Annotated in this window: 21 protein-coding genes; 17 read left to right on the top strand and 4 right to left on the bottom strand. The window is 60.8% G+C overall.

Going from position 1 to position 23,709, the window contains the following annotated elements; all coding sequences use genetic code 11:
- Positions 1-284: 284 nt before the first annotated feature.
- The 13 genes from mraZ to ftsZ all read left to right on the top strand — a co-directional run bounded on the left by mraZ (position 285) and on the right by ftsZ (position 14,571).
- Positions 285-710 carry a division/cell wall cluster transcriptional repressor MraZ gene (mraZ, locus tag B5E56_RS07325; RefSeq protein WP_242955360.1) on the top strand — a complete coding sequence of 142 codons (426 nt, stop codon included), beginning with the start codon at positions 285-287 and terminating at the stop codon, positions 708-710.
- Between the two features lies 1 nt (position 711).
- Positions 712-1,662 carry a 16S rRNA (cytosine(1402)-N(4))-methyltransferase RsmH gene (rsmH, locus tag B5E56_RS07320; protein ID WP_087389207.1) on the top strand — a complete coding sequence of 317 codons (951 nt, stop codon included), beginning with the start codon at positions 712-714 and terminating at the stop codon, positions 1,660-1,662.
- 36 nt (positions 1,663-1,698) lie between these two features.
- Positions 1,699-2,250 (top strand): hypothetical protein, encoded by a 552-nt coding sequence (locus B5E56_RS07315; protein ID WP_087272097.1) that lies wholly within the window; start codon positions 1,699-1,701, stop codon positions 2,248-2,250.
- 192 nt (positions 2,251-2,442) lie between these two features.
- Positions 2,443-4,878 (top strand): penicillin-binding transpeptidase domain-containing protein, encoded by a 2,436-nt coding sequence (locus tag B5E56_RS07310; protein ID WP_087188114.1) that lies wholly within the window; start codon positions 2,443-2,445, stop codon positions 4,876-4,878.
- A 36-nt stretch (positions 4,879-4,914) separates the two neighbouring features.
- Positions 4,915-6,378 carry a UDP-N-acetylmuramoyl-L-alanyl-D-glutamate--2,6-diaminopimelate ligase gene (locus B5E56_RS07305; protein WP_087389206.1) on the top strand — a complete coding sequence of 488 codons (1,464 nt, stop codon included), beginning with the start codon at positions 4,915-4,917 and terminating at the stop codon, positions 6,376-6,378.
- A gap of 97 nt (positions 6,379-6,475) precedes the next feature.
- Positions 6,476-7,456 (top strand): phospho-N-acetylmuramoyl-pentapeptide-transferase, encoded by a 981-nt coding sequence (mraY, locus tag B5E56_RS07300; protein WP_087389205.1) that lies wholly within the window; start codon positions 6,476-6,478, stop codon positions 7,454-7,456.
- Positions 7,457-7,490: 34 nt separating this feature from the next.
- Positions 7,491-8,702, top strand: a complete 1,212-nt coding sequence (locus B5E56_RS07295) for an FtsW/RodA/SpoVE family cell cycle protein (protein WP_242958822.1) — start codon at positions 7,491-7,493, stop codon at positions 8,700-8,702.
- A gap of 25 nt (positions 8,703-8,727) precedes the next feature.
- Positions 8,728-9,861, top strand: a complete 1,134-nt coding sequence (gene murG, locus B5E56_RS07290; protein ID WP_087389204.1) for an undecaprenyldiphospho-muramoylpentapeptide beta-N-acetylglucosaminyltransferase — start codon at positions 8,728-8,730, stop codon at positions 9,859-9,861.
- 63 nt (positions 9,862-9,924) lie between these two features.
- Positions 9,925-11,172, top strand: a complete 1,248-nt coding sequence (murA, locus tag B5E56_RS07285; protein WP_087272091.1) for a UDP-N-acetylglucosamine 1-carboxyvinyltransferase — start codon at positions 9,925-9,927, stop codon at positions 11,170-11,172.
- An 89-nt stretch (positions 11,173-11,261) separates the two neighbouring features.
- Positions 11,262-12,236 carry a cell division protein FtsQ/DivIB gene (locus B5E56_RS07280; protein WP_087389203.1) on the top strand — a complete coding sequence of 325 codons (975 nt, stop codon included), beginning with the start codon at positions 11,262-11,264 and terminating at the stop codon, positions 12,234-12,236.
- A 16-nt stretch (positions 12,237-12,252) separates the two neighbouring features.
- Positions 12,253-13,005, top strand: a complete 753-nt coding sequence (locus B5E56_RS07275) for a DUF881 domain-containing protein (protein WP_087389202.1) — start codon at positions 12,253-12,255, stop codon at positions 13,003-13,005.
- Positions 13,006-13,395 carry a small basic family protein gene (locus B5E56_RS07270; RefSeq protein WP_087389201.1) on the top strand — a complete coding sequence of 130 codons (390 nt, stop codon included), beginning with the start codon at positions 13,006-13,008 and terminating at the stop codon, positions 13,393-13,395. It begins immediately after the preceding gene.
- Positions 13,396-13,455: 60 nt separating this feature from the next.
- Positions 13,456-14,571 (top strand): cell division protein FtsZ, encoded by a 1,116-nt coding sequence (ftsZ, locus tag B5E56_RS07265; protein ID WP_087328301.1) that lies wholly within the window; start codon positions 13,456-13,458, stop codon positions 14,569-14,571.
- 75 nt (positions 14,572-14,646) lie between these two features.
- Here ftsZ and B5E56_RS07260 read toward each other — a convergent pair whose 3' ends face one another.
- On the bottom strand, positions 14,647-15,816 hold the full coding sequence (locus tag B5E56_RS07260) for an NAD(P)-dependent malic enzyme (RefSeq protein ID WP_087389200.1): 1,170 nt from the start codon (positions 15,814-15,816) through the stop codon (positions 14,647-14,649).
- 16 nt (positions 15,817-15,832) lie between these two features.
- A complete protein-coding gene (gene fumC / locus B5E56_RS07255; protein ID WP_087389199.1) occupies positions 15,833-17,197 on the bottom strand; it encodes a class II fumarate hydratase in 1,365 nt (454 codons plus the stop codon).
- A 329-nt stretch (positions 17,198-17,526) separates the two neighbouring features.
- Between fumC and glnA the strand changes: the two genes are divergently transcribed.
- The 4 genes from glnA to B5E56_RS07235 all read left to right on the top strand — a co-directional run bounded on the left by glnA (position 17,527) and on the right by B5E56_RS07235 (position 21,533).
- Positions 17,527-18,858: a type I glutamate--ammonia ligase gene (glnA, locus tag B5E56_RS07250; protein WP_087389198.1), complete on the top strand. Its 1,332-nt coding sequence runs from the start codon at positions 17,527-17,529 to the stop codon at positions 18,856-18,858.
- Positions 18,859-18,890: 32 nt separating this feature from the next.
- Complete coding sequence (locus tag B5E56_RS07245) at positions 18,891-19,409, top strand: ANTAR domain-containing response regulator (protein WP_087272071.1); 519 nt, start codon at positions 18,891-18,893, stop codon at positions 19,407-19,409.
- A gap of 93 nt (positions 19,410-19,502) precedes the next feature.
- Positions 19,503-20,297 (top strand): diaminopimelate epimerase, encoded by a 795-nt coding sequence (gene dapF / locus B5E56_RS07240; RefSeq protein WP_087389197.1) that lies wholly within the window; start codon positions 19,503-19,505, stop codon positions 20,295-20,297.
- A gap of 18 nt (positions 20,298-20,315) precedes the next feature.
- Positions 20,316-21,533, top strand: coding sequence for an LL-diaminopimelate aminotransferase (locus B5E56_RS07235; RefSeq protein WP_087389196.1), 1,218 nt, complete (start codon positions 20,316-20,318; stop codon positions 21,531-21,533).
- Between the two features lie 51 nt (positions 21,534-21,584).
- Here B5E56_RS07235 and B5E56_RS07230 read toward each other — a convergent pair whose 3' ends face one another.
- Positions 21,585-22,154 (bottom strand): ECF transporter S component, encoded by a 570-nt coding sequence (locus B5E56_RS07230; protein WP_087188128.1) that lies wholly within the window; start codon positions 22,152-22,154, stop codon positions 21,585-21,587.
- Positions 22,155-22,299: 145 nt separating this feature from the next.
- Positions 22,300-23,700 (bottom strand): uracil-xanthine permease family protein, encoded by a 1,401-nt coding sequence (locus B5E56_RS07225; RefSeq protein ID WP_087389195.1) that lies wholly within the window; start codon positions 23,698-23,700, stop codon positions 22,300-22,302.
- Positions 23,701-23,709 lie beyond the last annotated feature (9 nt).

Here is a 23,709-nt window from a genome sequence, read left to right as displayed (position 1 = left end):
AGCTGTTTTTTTCCATTATCCTATTTACATAATACGATAAAATTGTGATTTTTTTTGCACCATACCACCAGGTATGGTGCTTTTTGCTGCCGATTGGAAACGAAAAGAGATCGAACATATGTTTTTGATGCAAAAAAGCACGACTTTCGTATGAAAAACAGGGAGTTTGGGGGTTAAAAAAGAGTAAAAAACTATTGCAATTCCGTTACAGAACCTTTATACTGAAGGAGACGGTGGAGCGAAATGGGGGAAAACCCCGCTTAAAAACACCAAAGTGGAGGGAAGTGAAGGGCGTGACCGGTACCTACGAGCATAGCATCGACGGCAAGGGACGCCTGTTCATTCCCGCCAAACTCCGGGAGGAACTGGGGGTCACCTTCTATCTGGCTATGGGCGTGGACGCCTGTCTGGCCATCTATCCCCAGTCCACCTGGGATCGGTTTACAGAAAAATTTTCCTCCCTTCCCATGAGCCAGTCCAAAGCCATGCGTCCCCTCTTTGCCAATGCCGCTAAGTGCGAACTGGACAGTCAGGGCCGTATTGTGATTCCGCAGAAGCTGCGGAAGTATGCCGGACTGGACAAGGACGTGGTCATCATCGGCGTCAATGATCGGGCCGAGATCTGGAGTGCCGATGCCTGGCAGGCCCAGGAAGAGGAAGAAATGACGCCGGAGAAGATGTCCGCCTGTATGGAGATGCTGGGGTTCTGAGATGAGTGAAACGGGATTTTCTCACAAGCCGGTACTGCTGGCGGAATGTATAGAAGCGCTGAATATCAAGCCGGAGGGTGTTTATCTGGACGGCACCCTGGGCCGGGCAGGTCACAGCCGGGAGATCGTCAAGCGGTTGACCAGCGGCAGGCTGATCTGCGTGGACCGGGACCAGGCGGCCCTGGACGCGGCAGAGGAGCGGCTGGCCCAGTGGCGGGACAAGGTTACCCTGGTCCACAGCAACTTCTGCGAGCTGGACGCCATTCTGGACGGGCTGGGTCTGGAGGGTGTGGACGGAATGCTCTTCGACCTGGGTGTGTCTTCTCCTCAGCTGGACGACGGATCCAGAGGCTTCTCCTATATGGCGGACGCGCCGCTGGATATGCGGATGGACCAGTCCGACGGACTGACCGCCCGCATCGTGGTGAATGAGTGGCCTCAGGAGGAACTGCGGCGCATTCTGTGGCAGTACGGCGAGGAGCGCTATTCCTCCGCCATTGCGGGAGCCATTGTGCGCGCCCGGGAGAAAAAGCCGGTGGAGACCACCCTGGAACTGGTGGACATTATTAAGGGGGCCATGCCCGCCTCCGCCCTGCGGGAGAAGCAGCACCCTGCCAAGCGGTCCTTTCAGGCCATCCGCATTGCGGTCAACGACGAGCTGGGCTCGGTGGACAAGATGGTGCGCTCCGCAGTGCCCCGCCTCAACCCCGGCGGCCGGCTGGCGGTGATCTCCTTCCACTCTCTGGAGGACCGCATCGTGAAGAACGGCCTGGCGGAGTATGCAAAAGGATGCACCTGTCCCCCCGATTTCCCGGTATGTGTGTGCGGGAAAAAGCCTCAGATTAAATTGATTACCCGGAAGCCCATTGTATCCGGCCCGGAAGAACTGGAAGAGAATCCCCGTGCCCGCAGCGCCAAATTGCGGGTGGCGGAGAAGCTGAGAGAGAGATAACGGCAGATTTACAAATGAGAATGGAGTGGAGCAGCCATGGCAACTGCCGTGAAGCGCAGAAAATATTCCAAATATGATACCATCCCTTTCCCCATGTATGACGGCTCCGCAGCCCGGCAGCTGGAGCAGGAAGAGGTCCTGCGTCCCCGTCCGCTGGTCCGGCCCCGGGAACGGGCGGTGGTCCGTCCCAAGGTTCGGGTACGGGAGGCGGGTATCGTCTCTCCCTTTGCCGTGGTGGGTTTCCTGGCGGTACTGGTTTTCGCGGTGCTGCTGCTGTTCAGTTATGTGCAGCTGGCGGTGATCTCCGATCAGGTGGTAAGCCTGCGGTCTGATCTGACCGGCCTGAAGACGGAGGAGGCCAAGCTGCGGGCCCAGTATGAGCTGGCCTACGATCTGGAGAGCATCGAGCAGAACCTGACCGACAGCGGCGCCATGGTCAAGCCCCAGAATGGTCAGATCATCTACGTGGACCTGTCCGAGCCTGACTCGGTGACCTACTTCCAGCAGGAAGAGGAGGCCACCGGTGTGGAGGGGGCCGTGGAGAGTATGCATTCCATCTTTACGGAGATTGTGGAATATTTCAGTTGATCAGCGCCATATACTGCATCAGCGGGCAGAAAAGAGAGCGGGCGTTCCTGAGACGTCGGCAAGAACAAGTCAGCAAGCAAGTGTAAGTGAGAGAGGGCGTAAGAAAAGAAATTTTCTTACGCCCTCCTGCGGTATTTCAAGCCGTGGAGCAGCATACAAGTGCTGTATGATCCCAAGCGAGGTGAGCCGGAAATGGCAGAAAAAAGAAAGAAAGGCACTCGAATCATCCGGCAGAAGCCGGACCGGCGGGCCAACCGCACCATTCTGATCCGCAGCCTGTTCCTGATGGTGTTGTTCGGACTGGTGGTGTTTATCCCCCTGTTTTTCAAACTGTGGCAGATCCAGATCAGTCAGCATGACTACTATCAGGAATTGGCGGTGCAGCAGCAAACCAGAGACAGCACCGTTACTGCCAACCGGGGCACTATCTATGACAGCCAGGGGGCCGTGCTGGCCATGAGCGCCACGGTGTACAATGTGCAGCTCTCCCCCAAGGATCTGCTGGAGACCCAGGAGACCTATCGGGAGAAGGTGGAGGACGCTCAGGAGAATGGCGGCACGCTGCCCGACTATCCGGAGCCTACCGACCAGTTTGTGGCGGAGAACCTGGCGTCCATCCTGAACCTGGAAGTTGAGGATGTGATGAAGCATCTGGAGAACAAGAACTCCCAGTATGAGATCATCAAATACCGGGTGGAGCCCGAGGAGTCGGAGGCGGTACAGGAATTTATCACCGAGAATCACCTGTCCCATGGCATCTACCTGATGCCCACCAGCAAGCGGTACTACCCCAAGGGAAGCCTGGCAGCCCATGTGGTGGGCTGGGTCAACCCCAATACCGACAATGTGGGCGCCTACGGGCTGGAGGCCCAGTTCGAAGAGGAACTGTCCGGTCAGACCGGCCGGGTGGTCACCGCCAAGGACGGTGTGGGCACCGAGCTGCTCTACCGTTTTGAGGACTACTACGACGCCACCGACGGCAACAATCTGACCCTCACCATCGACGCCACCATTCAGTCCTACTGTGAGAGTATCCTCCAGGAGGGTGTGGAGCAGTTCGATATACAAGACGGTGCCTTCTGCCTGGTAATGGACCCCAACACTGGGGCCATCCTGGGTTGGGCCAACTCCCCCACCTTTGATCTGAACGATCCCTGGACTGTCAGCGACCCGGTGCTTCTCCAGTATCTGGAGGACATCAAGAGCGGCGGATACACCAAGGAGGAGGCCTATACGAAGGCGCTGGCTGAGGGCGCCACCGCTCAGGAGGCCTACGACGCGGCCGTCCAGGAGGCGGAGAAGGAGGTCCTTTACAGCCAGTGGGCCAACAAGGCGGTAACCAGCTCCTATGAGCCAGGTTCCACCTTCAAGTCCATCGTGCTGGCTGCCGCCTTGGAGGAGGGCGTGATCAGTGAGAGCGACCACTTCTACTGCAGCGGTGTGGCCCAGGTAGATGGGTGGAACGGTGACCCCATCCGCTGTTCCAAGCGCGATGGCCACGGCGACCAGGATCTGGCCAAGGCGGTGGCCAACTCCTGTAACCCTGCTTTCATCGAGATCGGCAAGCGGCTGGGAGCGGAGAAGTTCTACGACTATCTGGAGGACTTCGGCTTCCTGGAAAAGACCGGAATCGATATGCAGGGTGAGACCACCGGCGTGATTTGGAGCCGGGACGATTTTACCAATGTAGACCTGGCGGTGGCCTCTTTCGGCCAGCGTTTCCAGGTTACCCCCCTGCAGCTCATCACCGCAGCCTCTGCCGTGGTCAACGGCGGCCACCTGATGCAGCCCTATGTGGTGAGCCAGATCACCGACGCCGACGGCAACGTACTCCAGCACACCGAGCCCACCGAAGTGCGGCAGGTCATCAGCGAGCAGACCAGCGAGCGGTGCCGGGCCATCCTGGAAAAGGTGGTGGACGGCGGTACCGGTAAGAACGCCGCCGTGGAGGGCTACCGCATCGGCGGCAAGACCGGTTCCTCCCAGACCCTGAAGGGCGACGACCACACCATCGTTTCCTTCCTGGGCTTCGCCCCGGCGGACGATCCCCAGGTGGTCATCCTGCTGGCTTACGACAGCCCCAAGCCGGTGAGCCCCGGCTCCAACTATACGGCGGACAACTGGTACATCAGCGGCGGCAATATGGCTGCCCTCAAGGCTGGCGAGCTGATGGAAAAGATTCTGGACTATCTGGGCGTGGAGAAGAGCTACTCTGCCACCGCCGATGTGATGGTACCCAACCTGACCGGTCTGAATCTGGCTGACGCCACCACATCCCTGAAGAAGAATAACCTGTCCATCCGGGTGGTGGGCGACGGCGACACCGTCACCGGCCAGATCCCGGCCAAGGGAGCATCCATCCCCGGCGGCAGCGAAGTGGTGGTCTATATGGGCGCCGAAGTACCCACCGACCAGGTCCAGGTGCCCAGCGTCATCGGCCTGAACGTGGAGCAGGCCAAGGCGAAGCTGTCCGCCCAGGGCCTCTATCTGAAGGCCAGCGGCGCCTCTGAGTTCGGTTCCACTGTGGTGGCTTATGAGCAATCCACCCCGGCGGGTACCAGCGTGGACCGGGGCACCACCATTGAGGTGCGCTTTACCGACTCCACGGCCAGCGGCGCGGGCCTGTAATTACCTTCCCCTGTGGGGAGAAAGCGGGGTGTGAGCATGAAGCTGAATGAAGTGCTGGCGGGTGTGAAGCTAACGGCCCGTCACATCCAGGATGTGGAAATTTCAGGCATCTGCTATGACACCCGAGATATGATTTCCGGCTGCCTCTTCGTGGCCCTGCCGGGCTACAAGACCGACGGCCACAAGTACATTCAGCAGGCGCTGGATCAGGGGGCGGCGGCCATCTTGTGCCGCCGCCCGCCGGCGGAAGAGGGCCCGTGGCTGGTCACAGAAAACCCACGGGCGGCCCTGGCCGCGGTGTCCGCCAACTGGTTTGGACATCCTGCGGAGGAACTGACGGTGCTGGCTGTCACTGGTACCAACGGCAAGACCACAACCACCTATCTGCTGAAAGCCATGCTGGAGGGGGTGCTGGGGGCGAAAGTCGGCCTCATCGGCACCAACCAGAATATGATCGGCCAGGAGGTTCTGCCTGCCCACCGCACCACTCCGGAGTCCTGGGAGGTGCAGAAGCTGCTGCGGGAGATGGCGGATGCCGGATGCAGCCATGTGGTGATGGAGGCCTCTTCCCACGCCCTGGTGCTCCACCGGCTGGACGGCATCTCCTTTCGGGCTGGTATCTTCACCAATCTGACTCAGGATCATCTGGACTTTCACAAAACCATGGAGGCCTACCGGCAGGCCAAGGGCCTGCTGTTTCACCAGTGTGGTACAGCGGTACTTAACCTGGACGATGAGGCCGGACGGTATTACGCCCAGAGCGTACCCTGTCCTTCTTTTACTTACTCTGAGAGCCGGGATGAGGCCGATCTCACCGCCAAGAATCTGAGGCTTTTCCCCGACCGGGTGGAGTTTGAGGCAGTGACCATGGACGCCATTGCCCGGGTCCGCCTGCCTATTCCCGGCGGCTTTACCATCTACAACGCCCTGGGCGTCATTGCCTGTGGCCTGACCCTGGGTCTGCCTCTGGGTCAGATTGCCTCCTCTCTGGCCAATGCCAAGGGAGTGAAGGGCCGCATTGAGGTGGTACCGGTACCGGTGGACTACACAGTGCTCATTGACTATGCCCATACCCCGGATGCTCTGGAGAACATTCTTACCACCGTCCGGGACTTTACCAAAGGCCGGGTGATCTGTCTGTTCGGCTGCGGCGGCGACCGGGACCGGTCCAAGCGTCCCCAGATGGGAGCCATCGCCGGGCAGCTGGCCGATGTAGCAGTGGTCACCTCCGATAACCCCCGCACCGAGGAGCCCCAGGCTATCATTGACGACATCCTGAAGGGAATGGAGGGCACCGGAGCCCAGTGCCATGTGGAACCTGACCGGCGGCGGGCCATTGCCCTGGCCCTCTCCCTTGCCCAGGCTGGGGATACGGTGGTACTGGCGGGCAAAGGCCATGAGACCTACCAGGAGATCGACGGCGTGCAGTACCATCTGGATGAGCGGGAGGAAGTGGCTGCCTTTTTTGCCGGAGAGAAGCAGAACTTTGTTGCATTTTAGAGTGGAAACCAGGGACAGTCTGTGATAGAATACCACGTTGGTCCATTTGGAACGGACAAAATTTGAGCTGCAAGAGGCTTTGGAGGTTGCAAAAGAGATGTTGAGGATCGTCATCAGCTGCCTGATCGGGTTTGTGGTGGCCGCTCTGGCGGGCCGGGTGCTCATTCCCGTGCTGCGGCGCATGAAGGCTGGCCAGTCCATCAAGGAGATTGGCCCCACCTGGCATATGTCCAAACAGGGTACCCCCACCATGGGTGGACTCATGTTTATCATCGCCGCCATCGTGGCGGTGGCAGCACTGGGTTGGCAGGATTTTGCCGCTGGGAAGTTCGGCGGCGGATTTGTTCTGCTCTTTGCCCTGGTGTTTGGCATCATCGGCTATATCGACGACTATTTTAAGGTAAAGAAGCATGAGAACACCGGCCTGACCGCCCCCCAGAAGTTCATTCTGCAGCTGGCGGCAGCCATCCTGTTCACTGTGCTCATGCGCAACTTCGGCTATCTGACCCCCGACCTGTATATCCCCTTCTTCAACGTGACCCTGTCGGTGCCCTGGCCGGTGTATATGGTGTTTGCCGCCTTTGTTATGGTGGGCTGCGTCAATGCCGTCAACATCACCGACGGCATCGACGGTCTGGCCAGCGGCGTTACCATGCCGGTGATGCTCTTCTTTACCGCCGTGGCCTGTTGGTGGGGCCACTATGAGCTGGGCATTTTCTCCGGTGCTCTGCTGGGCGGCCTGGCCGGTTTCCTGATCTACAATTTCCATCCTGCTAAGGTATTCATGGGCGACACCGGCTCCCTCTTCCTGGGCGGCGCGGTGTGCGGCCTGGCCTTTGCGCTGGATATCCCCCTGGTGCTTATCCTGGTGGGCATCATCTACATTGCGGAGACCCTGTCCGACATTATACAGGTTGGATACTTTAAGCTGACCCACGGTAAGCGGATCTTCCGCATGGCCCCCCTCCACCACCATCTGGAGATGGGCGGCTGGAGTGAGGTCAAACTGTTCTGCGTGTTTACCGGGATTACCCTGGTGATGTGCGCGCTGGCTTTCTGGGGGGTCATGTACCGCTGACCCATTGGTATCGTGATACGGGAGGTGACAGACCATGGTAAAACGCAGACGAGACCTGACGGTGATGCAGCAGCTGGCCCGGGGGCCCATCGATATCCCGTTTCTGATGCTGGTGGTGATCCTTACCGCCATTGGTGTGATTGCGGTGTTCTCTGCGTCTTATCCCACCGCCATGCAGGAGGGGCTGGATCCGGCCAACTATTTTATCAAGCAGGCTGGGTTTGGCGTGGTGGGCCTGATCGCCATGTTTCTGATCTCCAAGATTAACTATCAGACCTTCCGTGGCCTGTCTATTTTCGTGCTGGGCATCTCTATTATCCTGCTGGTGCTGGTCATTCCCTTCGGCTACGGCAAGAGCACCGTGGGCGCCCAGCGGTGGATCAGTCTGCCCATCATCGGCGGTTTCCAGCCCTCTGAGATTGCCAAGGTGGGCGTCATCATGTATTTTGCGGCCCGCCTGTCCAAGCGCAATACGGAGAAGCACAAGCGGCTGCCTCCCCGTCACCCCCTCAGCGGCCTCTATGCCTGGCTGGATGAGAAGGGGGTCCTGGAGCCCATCCCCTATTTCCTCATCCTGGGTCTGGTGGCCATTCTGATGCTGATGGAGCCCCATATGTCGGGTACCATCCTGGTGCTGGTGGGGGGGGCGTCGGTGCTCTTTGCCGCCGGTATCAAGCTGTACTGGTTCATCGGCGGCGGAGCGGCGGCAGCGGCCGGACTCTTCTTCATCATGACCCAGACCAGCTACATGGCCACCCGTCTGGCCATCTGGAAAGACCCGTGGAACGACGGAATGAATGGCCGTGACAAGGGCTTCCAGATCATCCAGTCCCTCTATGCCATTGGCTCCGGCGGTCTGCTGGGTGTAGGCTTCGGCAAGAGCCGCCAGAAGTTCCTCTACCTGCCTGAGTCGGAAAACGACTATATTTTCTCCATCTGGTGTGAGGAGATGGGCTTTGTGGGGGCCGCCATCGTTATTTTGCTGTTCATCCTGCTGGTGATCCGGGGGTACTGGATCGCCGTCCATGCCCGGGACCGCTTCGGTGCCCTGCTGGTGGTGGGTATCACCACGCTGACGGCGGTGCAGGTGTTCCTGAATATCGCCGTGGTTACCAACCTCATCCCCTCCACCGGTATCTCCCTACCCTTCTTCAGTTACGGAGGTACGGCATTGATGATCCAGTTGGCGGAGATGGGTATGGTATTGTCAGTGTCACGACAAATACCGGCGCCCAAACAAGAATAGAACAGTGCAGGAGGGAAATGGGTAAATGAAAATCCTCTTTACCTGCGGCGGGACCGCGGGTCATGTGAATCCCGCGGTGGCCCTGGCCCAGATGTTTCAGGCCCGTAATCCGGGCTGTCAGGTGCTTTTTGTGGGAGCCGACGGCGGTATGGAGACCCGGCTGGTGCCCAAGGAGGGCTATGAGATCCAGACGGTGACCATCACCAATTTCCAGCGGTCCATCACCCCGGCGGCCATCGGCCATAACATCAAGACCCTGCTGAATATGAATAAATCCAAGAAGCAGGCCAACGCCATTCTGGACCGGTTCCGGCCCGACCTGGTAGTGGGTACCGGCGGCTACGCCTCCTACCCCGTGGTCAATGCGGCGGCAGCCCGTGGGATTCCCACCGCCGTCCACGAGTCCAATGCCGTTCCCGGCCTTACCACCAAGACTCTGTCCAAGGTGGTGGACGCGGTAATGGTAGGCTTTGAGGAGAGCCGCAGCCACTATGAGGACCCCTCCAAGGTGGTGGTGACCGGCACCCCGGTCCGGGAGGACTTCTTCCGCTACAACCGGAAGGAGGCCCGGGAAAAGCTGGGCTTTACCGATGACCGGCCCCTGGTGGTGTCGGTGTGGGGCAGCCTGGGCGCCAAGGTGATGAACGAGCAGATCACCGACTGTATCGTCCGGGAATGCCGGGCGGGCGCGCCCTGGCGGCATATCCACGGCGCAGGCCGCAACTATGAGCAGGTCCTGGCCGGTTTGAAAGAGCAGGGCATTGACCTGGCTCAGTATCCCGGCGTGGAGGTGCGGCAGTACATCTATGATATGCCTCTGGTGATGGCGGCGGCCGACCTGGTGCTCTGCCGGGCCGGTGCCTCCACCATCGCGGAGCTTACCGCCATCGCCCGGCCGGCGGTGCTGGTACCATCCCCCAATGTGGTAGCCGACCATCAGACCAAGAACGCCCGGGTGCTGGCCAACGCCGGTGGGGCGGTGCTGCTGCCCGAGAGCGAGTCCAGCGGCGAAAAGCTCCATGAGCTGGTGGGTCAGCTGCTGGCTGACCCGGACCGCCGGGAAAAGATGAGCCGGGCTTTGCGGGAGATGGGTTCTCCCGACGCGGCGGAAAAAATCTATCAGACACTGAAGGAATTGCTGGAAAAGCGGGCAAAATGAACCGGCCTTCCATCGGACGCATAGGATGGCGTACATAAATCCTGAATGCGGAGGATGGAAGCTATGAGTGCATACGTGATAGAAGGGGGCCGGCCGCTGGAGGGTTCCGTGATGGTCCACGGGGCAAAGAACAGTGTGCTGCCCATCCTGGCCGCCTGTCTGTTGGCTCCGGGGGCCTGTGTGATCCAAAATTGTCCCCGCCTTTCCGATGTGGAGGCCTCTCTGGCCATCCTGCGCCATCTGGGCTGCAGGGCGGAATGGCAGGGGGACGGCGTGGTGGTGGACGCCTCCGCCCCCAGCCGCTGGGACGTGCCCGACGCTCTGATGCGGGAGATGCGTTCCTCCGTTATCTTCCTGGGGGCCATCCTGGGGCGGATGGGACAGGCGCGGCTGTGCGCGCCCGGCGGATGTGAGCTGGGACCCCGCCCCATTGACCTGCATCTGGCTGCCATCCGTGCCCTGGGGGGAAGGGTGGAGGACCGGGAGGGGGGACTTTCCTGTTCCGGCAGGCTGCGGGGCGCGGACATCGTCCTCTCTCTGCCCAGCGTGGGGGCCACCGAGAACGCCATGCTGGCGGCAGTGTGCGCCCAGGGCACTACCACCATCACCAACGCCGCCCGGGAACCGGAGATTGTGGACCTCCAGGGCTTTTTGCAGGCTTTGGGCGCCCAGGTCCGGGGGGCGGGTAGCTCGGTCATTACGGTGGAAGGGGGCATCCCCCTCCACGGCGGAGCCTATCGGGTGATGGGTGACCGGATCGTGGCTGCCACCTACCTGGCGGCAGCTGCCGCCGCGGGAGGCGACGTAGAGGTAACCGGCGTAGACTGGCGCACCCTGTCCACGGTGACGGCAGTGCTGAAGGAGGCCGGCTGCCAGGTACACAGTGAGGTGGACCGGATCTGCCTTGGAAGTGGCGGCGTGCTGAAGGGAGTGCGTCCGGTGCGGACGGCCCCCTATCCCGGATTTCCCACCGATGCCCAGGCCCCTCTGATGGCGGCCCTGGCAGGGGGGACCGGCTGCACGGTCTTTGTGGAGAATATGTTTGAAAGCCGCTACCGCCATGTGGATGAGCTCATCCGTATGGGGGCGGACATCCGGGTGGAAGGCCGGGTGGCTGTGGTGTACGGGGTGTCCCGGCTCCACGGAGCCACCGTTATGGCCTCCGACCTGCGGGGCGGGGCCGCCCTGGTGGTGGCCGCTCTGGGAGCGGAGGGGACCACCACCGTCACCGGTTTGCACCATATTGACCGGGGCTATCAGTCTCTGGAGTACGATTTGCAGCGGCTGGGGGCCCAGATCCGGCGGGTGTGAGATAAGTTTGAGGAAATTGTAAGAATTTCTTAGCAAAGAATCAACCATTCTGTGCGAGGATGGAGAAAAAAGAACAGGAGAACGGCACAATGGCGGCAAGACGGAACAGAAAAAGACGGCGGCGGAATCGGGGGCGCTTTGGCGTCCTCTATAAGCTGCTGTCCATTCTGCTCATCTTCGCCGCCATTTTGGTAGGCTGCATCATCTTTTTCCGGGTGAACACCATGGTGGTAACGGGCAATTCCCGCTATACCCAGGAGGAGGTGCTGGCGGCCGCTGGCGTGGAAAAAGGGGACAACCTGTTCACGCTGAACAAGTATCAGATCGCCGACCGGATCTTGACCCAGCTGCCCTATGTGGATGACGTGGCTATCAGCCGAAAGCTGCCTGACACCCTGATTTTTGAGGTGACGGAGAGCACCGGCGTAGCCTGGGTGGAGAGCGGCGGCAGTTACTGGCTGCTGGACGACAAGTGCAAGCTGCTGGAGGTAGGAGATGCCGCTCTGGTCCAGGGCAAGCCCCAGGTGTTGGGCCTGGACCCGGTCAACCCAACGGTGGGCAATGTGCTCACCGTGGCCCCTGAGCAGCAGGATAAGCTGGAGCGGCTCCAGGCCTTTTTGAAGGCTATTCGGGGCCGGGTGATGACAGGAAGCCTGAAGAGCTTTATCGATCTGTCCTCCGGCAATGAGATCCGCTTCGGCTACGGCGAAAATCTGACGGTGATCTTCCCTATGAACGGCGACTTTGACGAGGAGACCTACGAGCTGAAGCTGGCCCTGGAGACCATGGATGAGCGGGGCCTGCCACGGACGGGTACTCTGGACCAGAATTATGATGAGCGGGAGATCCATCTGCTGCCGGAGCGGTGGCTGCCGGAGGGTTGGAGTCCCCTGGAGGTTCCCACGGAGCCCACGCAGCAGCCGGAGAGCTCTGGCGGAGAGACTCAGACGGAGACCACAACTCCGCCGGAGGAATCCGTGCAACCGGAGGAATCGGTCCAGCCGGAGGCGCCGGCCCAGCCGTCCCATACGCCCACGGTACCGGAACAGGCGCCGGAGCAATAAGAGCAAGGAGTATTTCATGGCAGAAAAGAAACGACGCAACAAAGGCGAGTTTGCTGTGGTGGTGGTGTGCATCATCGTGGGCTATCTGTTGGCAGCCCAGCTGCGGACGGTCCAGCTCACCGGTGCGGCGGACGCCACCAATGCCAGCCGCCTGGAGACCCTGCAGGAGCTGTATAACGAGCAGAGCAAGCAGAACGACGCCCTGGAGGATCAGGTGGCCCAGCTGCAAGGTGAACTGGCGATTTATCGGGATCAGGCGGCCTCCGGCGACGAGGGCAGCGAGGCCCTGCGGAGGGAAGTGGAGCAGCTGGAGATCACCGCCGGCCGCACCGATGTGGAGGGGCCGGGCGTCACTGTAATCCTGGAGGACTCCACCCAGAGCAATGTGACCGGTGAAGAGGCGGACTATCTCATTCACGACAACGATCTGCTGTCGGTGGTCAACGAGCTGCGCTCCGCCGGGGCGGAGGCCATCTCCCTCAACGGGGAGCGTCTGCTGGCCAACAGTGAGATTCGTTGTACCGGTGCGGTGGTGACGGTGAATGGCCGTCGGTATGCCGCCCCCTATGTGATCTTTGCCATCGGCGACCCGGATACCCTGTACAGCGCGCTTACCATGCGCAACGGCGTGGTGGATGTGCTGAGCCAGTGGGGCATTTCGGTGAAGGTGACAGCCAGCGACTTGCTGCTCATCCCCAAGTACAACGGCACGGTGGAGTATCAATACGCCCACACGGTGGTGCCGGAGAGCGAAGAGGGGGGCGAGTAAATGCTGGAATTGATCGGTTTGCTGGTGGGTGTGCTGGTGGGCATTCTGGTGCCCTGGACCATTCCCAGTCAATATTCCCTCTATGTGGCCGCCGGACTGCTGGCGGCGCTGGACTCCGCCCTGGGCGGCTACTGCGCCCGGCTGGAAAAACAGTTCCGGCTGTCGGTGTTCCTGTCGGGCACCATCGGAAACGCCGCCATCGCCGCTTTTCTCACCTGGTTGGGGCAGAAATTGGGCATCCCTCTGTACCTGGCGGCAGTGGTGGTCTTTGGCACCCGTATGTTCCAAAACTTTGCTAAAATCCGGCGGGAACTATTGACCTCGAAGCAAAAGAGAGATACAATAAATCAACTAGATATAGTATCTTCCCAGGAGGAGGACCAAAGATAACAGGTCCTGCCTCTTCTACGTGTGTTTTTCACGAATACGTTCTACATAGGAGGAGCAGTTATGGCGTTTGGACTGGACACCGGGCCGGACAATGTGGTCACGATCAAGGTGATTGGTGTCGGCGGCGGCGGCAACAACGTAGTCAACCGGATGGTGAAATCCGGAACCAAGGGTGTTGATTTTATCGCTGTGAATACGGACAAGCAGGCGCTTGCCGTTTCCAGCGCTACCTTTAAAATCCAGATTGGTGAAAAGCTCACCGGCGGTCAGGGCGCGGGCAGCGACCCCGAGGTGGGCCGTAAGTCCGCCGAGGAGAGCCGCAACGCGGTTTCCAAGGCTCTGGAGGACGCCGACATGGTGTTCATCACCGCTGGTATGGGCGGCGGCACCGGCACCGGTGCGGCTCCCATCGTGGCCGATATCGCCAAGGAGATGGGCATCCTCACCGTGGGCGTGGTCACCAAGCCCTTCAACTTTGAGGGCCGCCGGCGTATGATGCAGGCGGAAAAGGGCATTGAGGAGCTGCGCACCCGGGTGGACAGCCTGGTGATCATCCCCAACGAGCGGCTGAAGTTTGCCACCGATCAGAAGATCACCTTCCAGAATGCCTTCGAGATCGCCGATGATGTGCTGCGCCAGGCGGTGCAGTCCATCTCCGACCTGATCAAGAATACCGGCTTCATCAACCTGGACTTTGCCGACGTGACCGCCGTCATGCAGAATGCCGGTATGGCTCACATGGGCGTTGGCCGGGCAGCCGGCAAGAACAAGGCCGAGGAGGCCGCCAAGATGGCCATTTCCAGCCCCCTGCTGGAGACCTCCATCAACGGCGCCAAGGGCGTGCTGGTCAATGTTACCGGCTCCGTGGACATCGGCCTGGAGGAAGTGGAGACCGCTGCCAACCTGGTGCAGCAGGCCGCCCATCCCGACGCCCTCATCATCTTCGGTGCCGCCTTCGACGACACCCTGGAGGACGAGATCCGGGTTACCGTTATTGCTACCGGCTTTGAGGAGCTGGAGGGCGCCATGCCCAACAAGCCCTTCACCGCCGCTGCGGAGAAGAAGGCCGTGGCCCAGCCTGCCCAGCAGCCCGCTGCCGGTCAGGAGGCGCCTGCCGCTCCCGCGGAGGACGATCCCTTCGACGATATCTTCAAGATCTTCAACCGCAACCGCTGAGAGAGCGGCTGACGAACAGAAAAAACAACCCCCGTTCCGCTTTGGCGGAACGGGGGTTTTCTGTTTGGAAAGTGCTCAGATGCGGGCGATGCCCTGCTCTCTGGCCTCCTGGGCCACGGCGTCGGCTACCGCGTCTGCCACGGTCTTGTCCAGGGCGGAGGGCAGAATGTACGCGGCGCTGAGCTGGTCGTCTTTCACCAGGGCGGCCAGAGCCTTGGCGGCCCGGATCTTCATGCCCTCAGTGATCTCCTTGGCCCGGACGGCCAGGGCGCCCTTGAAGATGCCGGGGAACACCAGCACGTTGTTGATCTGGTTGGGGAAGTCGGAGCGGCCGGTGCCGATGACAGCGGCGCCGCCCTTCTTGGCCTCATCGGGCATGATCTCGGGGGTGGGGTTGGCCATGGCAAAGACGATGCCCTGGTTCATGGTGGAGACCATCTCGGCGGTGACCAGGTTGGGCCGGGACACGCCTACGAAAGCGTCGGCTCCCTTGAGGGCATCGGCCAGGGTGCCATGCTCGCGGTTCAGATTGGAGATGTGGGAGATCTCCTCCTGACCGGCGTTGAGACCTTCGTCTCCCTCGCAGATGATGCCGCCCAAGTCGCACATGACAATGTTGCCGAAGCCCATGGAGATGAGCAGCTTGCCGATGGCAATGCCAGCGGCTCCGGCGCCGTTGATGACGATCTTCATCTGGCCCAGGGCCTTGCAGGTGACCTTGGCGGCGTTGAGCATGGCGGCGGCCACCACGATAGCGGTGCCGTGCTGGTCGTCGTGGAACACGGGGATGTCGCAAACCTCTTTCAGGCGGCGCTCCACCTCAAAGCAGCGGGGGGCGGCAATATCCTCCAGGTTGATGCCGCCGAAGCTCTTGGAGATGAGGGCGATGGTCTCTACCAGCTTATCCACATCTTTGGTGTCCACGCAGATGGGAAAGGCGTCCACCCCGCCGAATTCCTTGAACAGGGCGCACTTGCCCTCCATCACCGGCATACCGGCAGCGGGGCCGATGTCTCCCAGCCCCAGCACGGCAGAGCCGTCGGTGATGACGGCCACCAGATTGCTCCGGCGGGTGAGGCGGAAGGACTGCTCGTAGTCCTTGGCAATGACCCGGCAGGGCTCGGCCACGCCGGGGGTGTACATCAGGGACAGGTCCTCACGGGTCTGGATGGGTTTGCGGGAGATCACTTCGATCTTGCCCTGGAGCTGATAGTGGAGGTCCAGAGCCTGCTGATTGATATCCATGAAAAAGCCTTCTTTCTTAAACCATTTCTTCCGGATGGAATACTTCGTCAAACTGCTCCGCCGTGAGGAAGCCCAGGCTGACGCAGGCCTCCTTCAGGGAGATCCCCTCGGCGTGGGCCTTCTTGGCGGTCTTGGCGGCGTTGTCATAGCCGATGTAGGGATTGAGGGCGGTGACCAGCATGAGGGAGTTATGCAGGTTGTGGCGGCACTTGTCCCGGTTGGCGGTGATGCCTATGGCGCAGTTGCGGTTGAAGGAGTCCATAGCGTCGGCCAGCAGCCGCACCGACTGGAGGAAGCTGTAGATGCACACCGGCATAAATACGTTGAGCTCAAAGTTGCCCTGGGAGGCGGCCATACCCACTGCCACATCGTTGGCCATGACCTGAACGGCCACCATGGTCACCGCCTCGCACTGGGTGGGGTTGACCTTGCCGGGCATAATAGAGGAGCCGGGCTCATTCTCGGGAATATGGAGCTCGCCCAGGCCGCACCGGGGGCCGGAGGACAGCCAGCGCACGTCGTTGGCGATCTTCATCAGGTCGGCCGCCAGGGCCTTCAGGCCGCCGTGGGCAAAGACCAGCTCGTCCTTGCTGGTGAGGGCGTGGAACTTGTTAGGAGCGGTGACAAAGGGCTTGCCGGTGAGCTGGCTCACCGCCTGAGCCACGGCGGTGTCGAAACCCTTGGGGGCGTTGAGGCCAGTTCCTACAGCGGTGCCGCCCAGGGCCAGCTCATGGAGGGGAGGCAGGGCCAGCTCCAGCAGGGCCTTGTCCTTCTCCAGGCTGGAGCGCCAGCCGCTGATCTCCTGGGCCACGGTGATGGGAACCGCGTCCTGGAGATGGGTGCGGCCGCTCTTCACCACGTCCTGATTTTCCTCCTCCAAGCGCTTAAAGGTGGAGATAAGGGCGTCCAGTGCGGGGAAAAGCTTGTCCTCCAGTTCCACTGCGGCGGCAATGTGCATGGCGGTGGGGAAGGTGTCGTTGGAGGACTGGGACATATTGACGTGGTCATTGGGGTGGAGCAGCTTTTTGCCCGCCAGCTCATTGCCCCGGTTGGCCACCACCTCGTTGACGTTCATGTTGGACTGGGTGCCGCTGCCGGTCTGCCATACCACCAGGGGGAAGTGGCCGTCCAGCTTGCCGGCGATCACCTCGTCACAGGCCTGGGAGATCACATTCAGCTTTTCCTCGTCCAGCTTGCCCAGGCTGTGGTTGGCCATGGCGGCGGCCTTTTTCAGGATACCAAAGGCACGGATAATCTCCTGGGGCATCCGCTCCGTGCCAATCTTGAAGTTCTGGTAGCTGCGCTGGGTCTGAGCGCCCCAGTAGCGGTCGGCGGGCACCTGCATCTCGCCCATGCTGTCCCGTTCGATCCGATATTCCATGTATTGACCATCCCTTTCTCCGTCTGCGGACGGCGCCATTCTAATGTCTGCATTTTAGCACAGTTTCTGTCGGGATAAAAGTCTGACACCTGGAAAGAGCGCCCTTTTGTGTCGGATTTGTGCTGTCCGCACAAGGAAGAGGGGGGCGAAAGCAGGCCCCCCTGCTTGTTGCCACAAAAATCTTTTTCTGGTAGGCTACTCCCTTGACAGGAGCGGAGCAAGCACTTATACTAATTTCAGTTGTGAACAAAGGCGTTCCGGCCCGGGGGGCGGAGCGCCTTCTTTGCTATCTGAGTCTATGATTTTGATGAGAGAAAGGGGCCCCTGTCATGCCGCATACCAAAGAAGATATCATCCGCATGGTACGGGAAGACGACGTGAAATTCATCCGTCTGCAATTCACCGACATTTTCGGCCAGCTGAAGAATGTGGCCATTACCGCCTCCCAGATCGAGAAGGCGGTGAACAATCAGTGTATGTTCGACGGTTCCTCCATCGAGGGCTTTGTCCGTATCGACGAGTCCGACCAGTACCTCTATCCGGATTTGAAATCCTACCGGGTATTTCCCTGGCAGCCCCATCACGGTAAGGTGGCCCGGCTGATCTGTGACGTGCATAATACCGACGGCAGCCCCTTCGCCGGCGATCCCCGCTATGTGCTCAAGCGTGCTCTGCAGAAGGCCAAGGATATGGGATTTGATGCTTTCAACGTGGGACCCGAGGCCGAGTTCTTCCTGTTCCAGACCGACGACGAAGGTAAGCCCACCACTAAGACCAACGACGAGGCCGGCTACTTTGACCTGGGTCCTCTGGACCACGGCGAGTCCACCCGCCGGGAAATCTGCCTGGCCCTGGAGGCCATGAAGTTTGAGATCGAAGCCTCCCACCACGAGTGTGCAGAGGGCCAGCATGAGATCGACTTCAAGTACGAAGAGGCCCTCCACGCCGCCGATAACATCATGACCTTCAAGCTGGCGGTTAAGACCCTGGCCCAGAAGAACGGCCTCCACGCCACCTTTATGCCCAAGCCCATCTACGGCGTGGCTGGCTCCGGTATGCACACCAATATGTCCCTCTTCCGCAACGGCAAGAATGTATTCTATGATCCCAACGGCGAGCGGGGTCTGTCCAAGGAGGCCTACTCCTTCATCGCCGGCCTGCTGGCCCATGTGAAGGGTATGGCCGCCATCACCAATCCCCTGGTCAATTCCTATAAGCGGCTGGTGCCCGGCTACGAGGCCCCCTGCTACCTGGCCTGGTCCGCCTCCAACCGCTCTGCCCTTATCCGCATCCCTGCCTCCCGGGGCCAGTCTACCCGTGTGGAGCTGCGCTCCCCCGATCCGGCCTGTAACCCCTATCTATCCTTTGCCGTGTGCCTGGCCGCCGGCCTGGACGGCATCGAGAAGGGTCTCACGCCTCCCGCCGAGATCACCGAGAACATCTATGCCATGGACAACGCCACCCGGAAGGCCCACGGCATCGACTCCCTGCCCGGTTCTCTGGAGGAGGCCATCCGCGAGCTGGAGGCCGATCAGCTGATCCTGGATACCCTGGGCAGCCATGTAGCCCAGAACTACCTGGACGGCAAGAAGAAGGAGTGGGAGGAATACCGCACCCGTGTGTCCTCCTGGGAGCGGGAAAAGTATATCATCAACTATTGATGAACCACCCACCCCAGCGGAATTGACCGAATATGGAAAAGGTGATTGTAGCTTTTGCCGGCCTGCAAAACGGCAAGCGCATCCGGGAGATCTTGGAGCGATCGGGCACCGCAGCCTGTCTGCTGTGTACCTCCGCCGACCAGGTGCGCCGCACCGTCCACGAGCAGCAGGTGCCCGCCGTGGTATGCGGCTACAAATTTGCCGATGGCCCGGCGGAGCTTCTGTATGAGGATCTGCCCTCCTTCTGCCATATGTTGATGGTGGCATCCCAGAGTCAACTGGACCTGGTGCAGAATCCGGAGATTTTGCGGCTGAGTGCTCCGGCATCCCGCAGTGAACTGCTGGGCGCCGTGGAGGAGCTGCTGGCGCAGGTCCATGCCCAGCCCCTTGGACGCAGTCAGGAGGAACGGGACTGCATTGTCCAGGCCAAGGCCAAGCTGATGACCGAGGGCCTCAGCGAAGAGGAGGCCCACCGCACGCTCCAGAAGAAGAGCATGGCAGCCGGTGTCAAGCTGGCTCAGGCGGCCCGGATGATTCTGGACCGTTGGTAAGGAGCATAAAATAGCAGGAGACGAAGCAGTCTCGCGGCGGCGGTCCGGGACAGGACCGCCGCCGCCGCATATTCCGACAACAGGAGGGACCATATGCGATTTACCAAGATGGAGGGCCTGGGCAACGACTATATCTACCTCAACGGTCTGGACGGCTTGCCGGAGGACCTGCCTGCTCTGGCCCGGCGGATGAGCAACCGCCACTTCGGCGTGGGCAGCGATGGTATCATCTGTATCTGTCCCTCGGAACGGGCGGACTTCCGAATGCGGATGTTCAACGCCGACGGCTCGGAGGGGGAGATGTGCGGCAACGGCATCCGGTGTTTGGGCAAGTACGTCTATGACAAGGGGCTGACCCACAAAAAGAAACTGACCATCGAGACTGGCGGCGGCCTGCGTACTTTGGAGTTGCTGACCGAGGACGGCCTGGTGAAGGCGGTCCGGGTGAATATGGGCCGCCCACAGGTAAGGACAGCCATGGAGCTGACAGCGGGAGGGCGTATGTGGCAGATTACCCCGGTATCCATCGGCAACCCACACGCCGTCCTCTTTGAGGACCGCCCGGAGGAGCTGGACCTGGAACAGTTGGGTCCCTGTTTTGAGCACCATGACGCCTTTCCTCAGGGCGTCAACACGGAGTTTGTCCGCTGTGCTGCTCCGGACCGGCTGGTCATGCGGGTGTGGGAGCGGGGCAGCGGCGAAACGCTGGCCTGCGGCACCGGGGCCTGTGCCGCTCTGGCGGCGGCGGTGGTCCAGGGCAAGTGCGGCAGACGAGCCGCTGTGGAACTGCCCGGCGGCGTGCTGGAACTGGAGTGGCCGGACAATGAGATGGAAATGATTATGACAGGACCGGCCAATACGGTCTTTGAAGGGGAATACCCTGTTTAACGCAAAGGAGAGAGCACAATGGCAAACATCAATGCAAATTTCAACAAGCTGCCCGGCAGCTATCTGTTTTCTGAGATCGCCCGCCGGGTGGCGGCCTACAGTGAGGCCAATCCGGACCGGACCCTGATCCGGCTGGGCATCGGCGACGTGACCCGGCCTCTGCCTGCCGCCGTTACCGCCGCCATGCACAAGGCGGTGGACGAGATGGCCACCGCCCAGGGCTTCCACGGCTACGGCCCGGAGCAGGGCTACGATTTCCTGCGGCAGGCCATTGCCCAGCACGACTACAAGGCCCGGGGCGTGGATATCCAGCCCGATGAGATCTTTGTGTCCGACGGCGCCAAGAGCGACTGCGGCAACATCGGCGATATCTTCGGCATTGACAACGTGGTGGCGGTGTGCGACCCGGTGTACCCCGTGTATGTGGACACCAATGCCATGGCTGGCCGGGCCGGGGACTACGACGCCGCTACCGGCCGGTGGAGCAACCTGGTCTATATGCCCTGCGTGGCGGAGAACGGCTTCTCTCCCGCCATTCCGGAGCAGAAGGTGGATCTGATCTACCTGTGCTTCCCCAACAATCCCACTGGCGCTGTAGCCACCCGGGAGCAGCTGAAGGCCTGGGTAGATCACGCCAATGCCACCGGCGCCGTCATTCTCTTTGACAGCGCCTACGAGGCCTTCATCACCGATCCCGCCATTCCCCACTCCATCTTTGAGATCGAGGGGGCCCGTACCTGCGCCATCGAGTTCCGCTCCTTCTCCAAGACTGCCGGGTTCACCGGCACCCGCTGTGCCTATACCGTGATCCCCAAGGACCTGGAGCGCAATGGTACCGCCCTCAACGGCCTGTGGAACCGCCGCCAGTGCACCAAGTTCAACGGGGTGCCCTATGTGGTCCAGCGGGGCGCTGAGGCCGTGTACAGCCCTGAGGGCCGTGCGCAGGTGAAGGAGACCATCGACTACTACCTGAATAACGCCAAGGTCATCCGGGAAGGCCTGGCTGCTGCCGGTCTTACTGTGTCCGGCGGAGAGAATTCCCCCTATATCTGGGCCCGCACCCCCGACGGCATGGGCTCCTGGGACTTCTTCGACAAGCTGCTGCGGGAGGCCAACGTGGTCACCACCCCCGGCGCCGGCTTCGGTCCCAGCGGCGAGGGCTATATCCGTCTTACCGCCTTTGGTGAGGCCGAGGCCACCCGTCAGGCTGTGGAGCGCATCAAGGCCGTCCTGTAAAAGCATAAGAAATGCCCGCTGCAAAGGCAGCGGGCATTTTTTATGCAGGAATCAGGCCAGCTTCAGGTGGGAGCGCTTCAGAGCGCTGCGGATGAGTACGCACAGCAGGGGAGCGGCCACCAGGGCCAGTACCGCATTGAAGATGGAGGCGGGTACCTTCAGCGGCAAGGTGGCCAGCGCCACAGTGGGGGTCAGGCCGTCCACCAGCAGGCCGTTGTAGAAGTAGCTCTTGGCAAAATAGAGGATGTAGTAGATCACGCAGCCCAGAGCCGCGCCGGACAGGCAGCGGGGATAGGTGGGCTCCTCCCGGTGAGAGGCCTTCCACATCACCAGACCGGCGCCCAGGCCCATGGCGCCCTTGGTCAGGAAGGTAAGCCAGCACTCAGACACAAACAGGGGATTGGTCAGGTCATACAGGGCGGAGCCCAGACCGGAGGCCAGACCGCCGATGGGGCCCAGCAGCAGGCCCGACAGACAGCACATGATGTTGGCCAGGGTAAAGGAGGTATTGCCTCCGATGGCGATGGGCATGGTGATGCGAAGGTAGTTGCTGGCAAACACCAGAGCGGCCATCATGGCCAAAACGGCGATTTTCAGCGTAGAATTGGAACGGGATCGCATGGAGAACACTTCCTTTGTTCTTTCTCTTTGCCTTGATTATAGCGCTGGACTGACCTTTATTCAAACGCCAGATATAAAAAATATAATAAGGTCAGAATGAGCAAAAAACAACCGCAGCAGGCGGCTGCGGTTGCTTTGGATGGGCTCAGTACCGGCCGAAGTCGCCGGAACGGCCCTCGGTGACGTCGGAGCCGAACTCATAGTCCTTGCCGGGCAGGATGGCGTTGAGAGCGATACCGGCAATGGCGGCGATGGCCAGGTTGGTGAGGGTAACATGGGCCTCACCGATGGAGAAGGTGATGCCGTTGGAGAAGCCCAGACCGCACACCAGAATGACGGCGGCGATAATCAGGTTCCGGGAGTTGGTAAAGTCCACCCGGTTTTCCACCACGTTGCGCACGCCGATGGCGGAGATCATGCCGTAGAGGATGAAGGACACGCCGCCGATGATAGCGGTGGGAATGGAGTTGACGATGGCGGCAAAGGCGGGGGAGAAGGACAGAATCACCGCGTAAATAGCGGCCAGACGGACCACCTTGGGGTCATACACACGGGAGAGCACCAGCACGCCGGTGTTCTCGCCGTAAGTGGTGTTGGCGGGGCCGCCGAACAGACCGGCCAGAGAGGTGGCGATGCCGTCGCCGATGAGGGTGCGGTGGAGGCCGGGGTTCTCCAGGAAGTTCTCGCCCACAGTGGCGGAGATGGCGGACATATCGCCGATGTGTTCCATCATGGCGGCGATGGCGATGGGAGCCATAACCAGGATGGAGGTCAGGTCAAACTTGGCAATGGAGCCGGTGAAATCCGTGAAGAAGGGCTGCAGGCCCACAGGGGCGGAGGCAGCCACGCCGGAGAAATCGATCAGAGGCACCACATTGCCGGCGGTGTCCAGAGCAGTGGCGCCCATGGCGTTGGCAATGACGGCGATGACGTAGGAGCCCACCACACCTAGCAGGATGGGGATGATCTTGATCATGCCCTTGCCCCAGATGTTGGCCACGATGATGATGGCCATGGCCACGATGGCCAGCCACCAGCAGGAGGAGGCGTTGGAGACGGCGGAGGGGGCCAGGTTCAGGCCGATCAGAATGATGATGGGGCCGGTGACCACGGGGGGCAGGAAGCGCATGACCTTCTTCACGCCCACCAGCTTGATGATGGCGGCCAGTACCACATAGAGCAGACCGGCCACCACGATGCCGCCGCAGGCATATTGGAGCTTGACGGCCGGATCCATGCCGGCGTATTTACCGGCGTCCAGAGCAGCCACGGCAGAGAAGCCGCCCAGATAGGCAAAGGAAGAACCCAGGAAAGCAGGTACCTTCAAACGGGTGCAGATGTGGAAGAACAGGGTGCCGATACCGGCGAAGAACAGGGTGGTCTGGATGGACAGGGGCAGGCCGTAGCCCTGAACCAGGATGGGGACCAGCACAGTGGCGCCAAACATGGCGAACATATGCTGCAGGCCCAGGATGAGCATCTTGGGCAGACCCAGGGTGCGTGCATCCCGGATGGGCTCACTGCCGGGGGTGCGGTTGTCGTTCATTCAACATTC

The organism is Flavonifractor sp. An112 (assembly GCF_002161085.1).
GTDB lineage: Bacteria > Bacillota > Clostridia > Oscillospirales > Oscillospiraceae > Flavonifractor > Flavonifractor avicola.
This window is presented reverse-complemented; position numbering and strand designations above follow the sequence as displayed.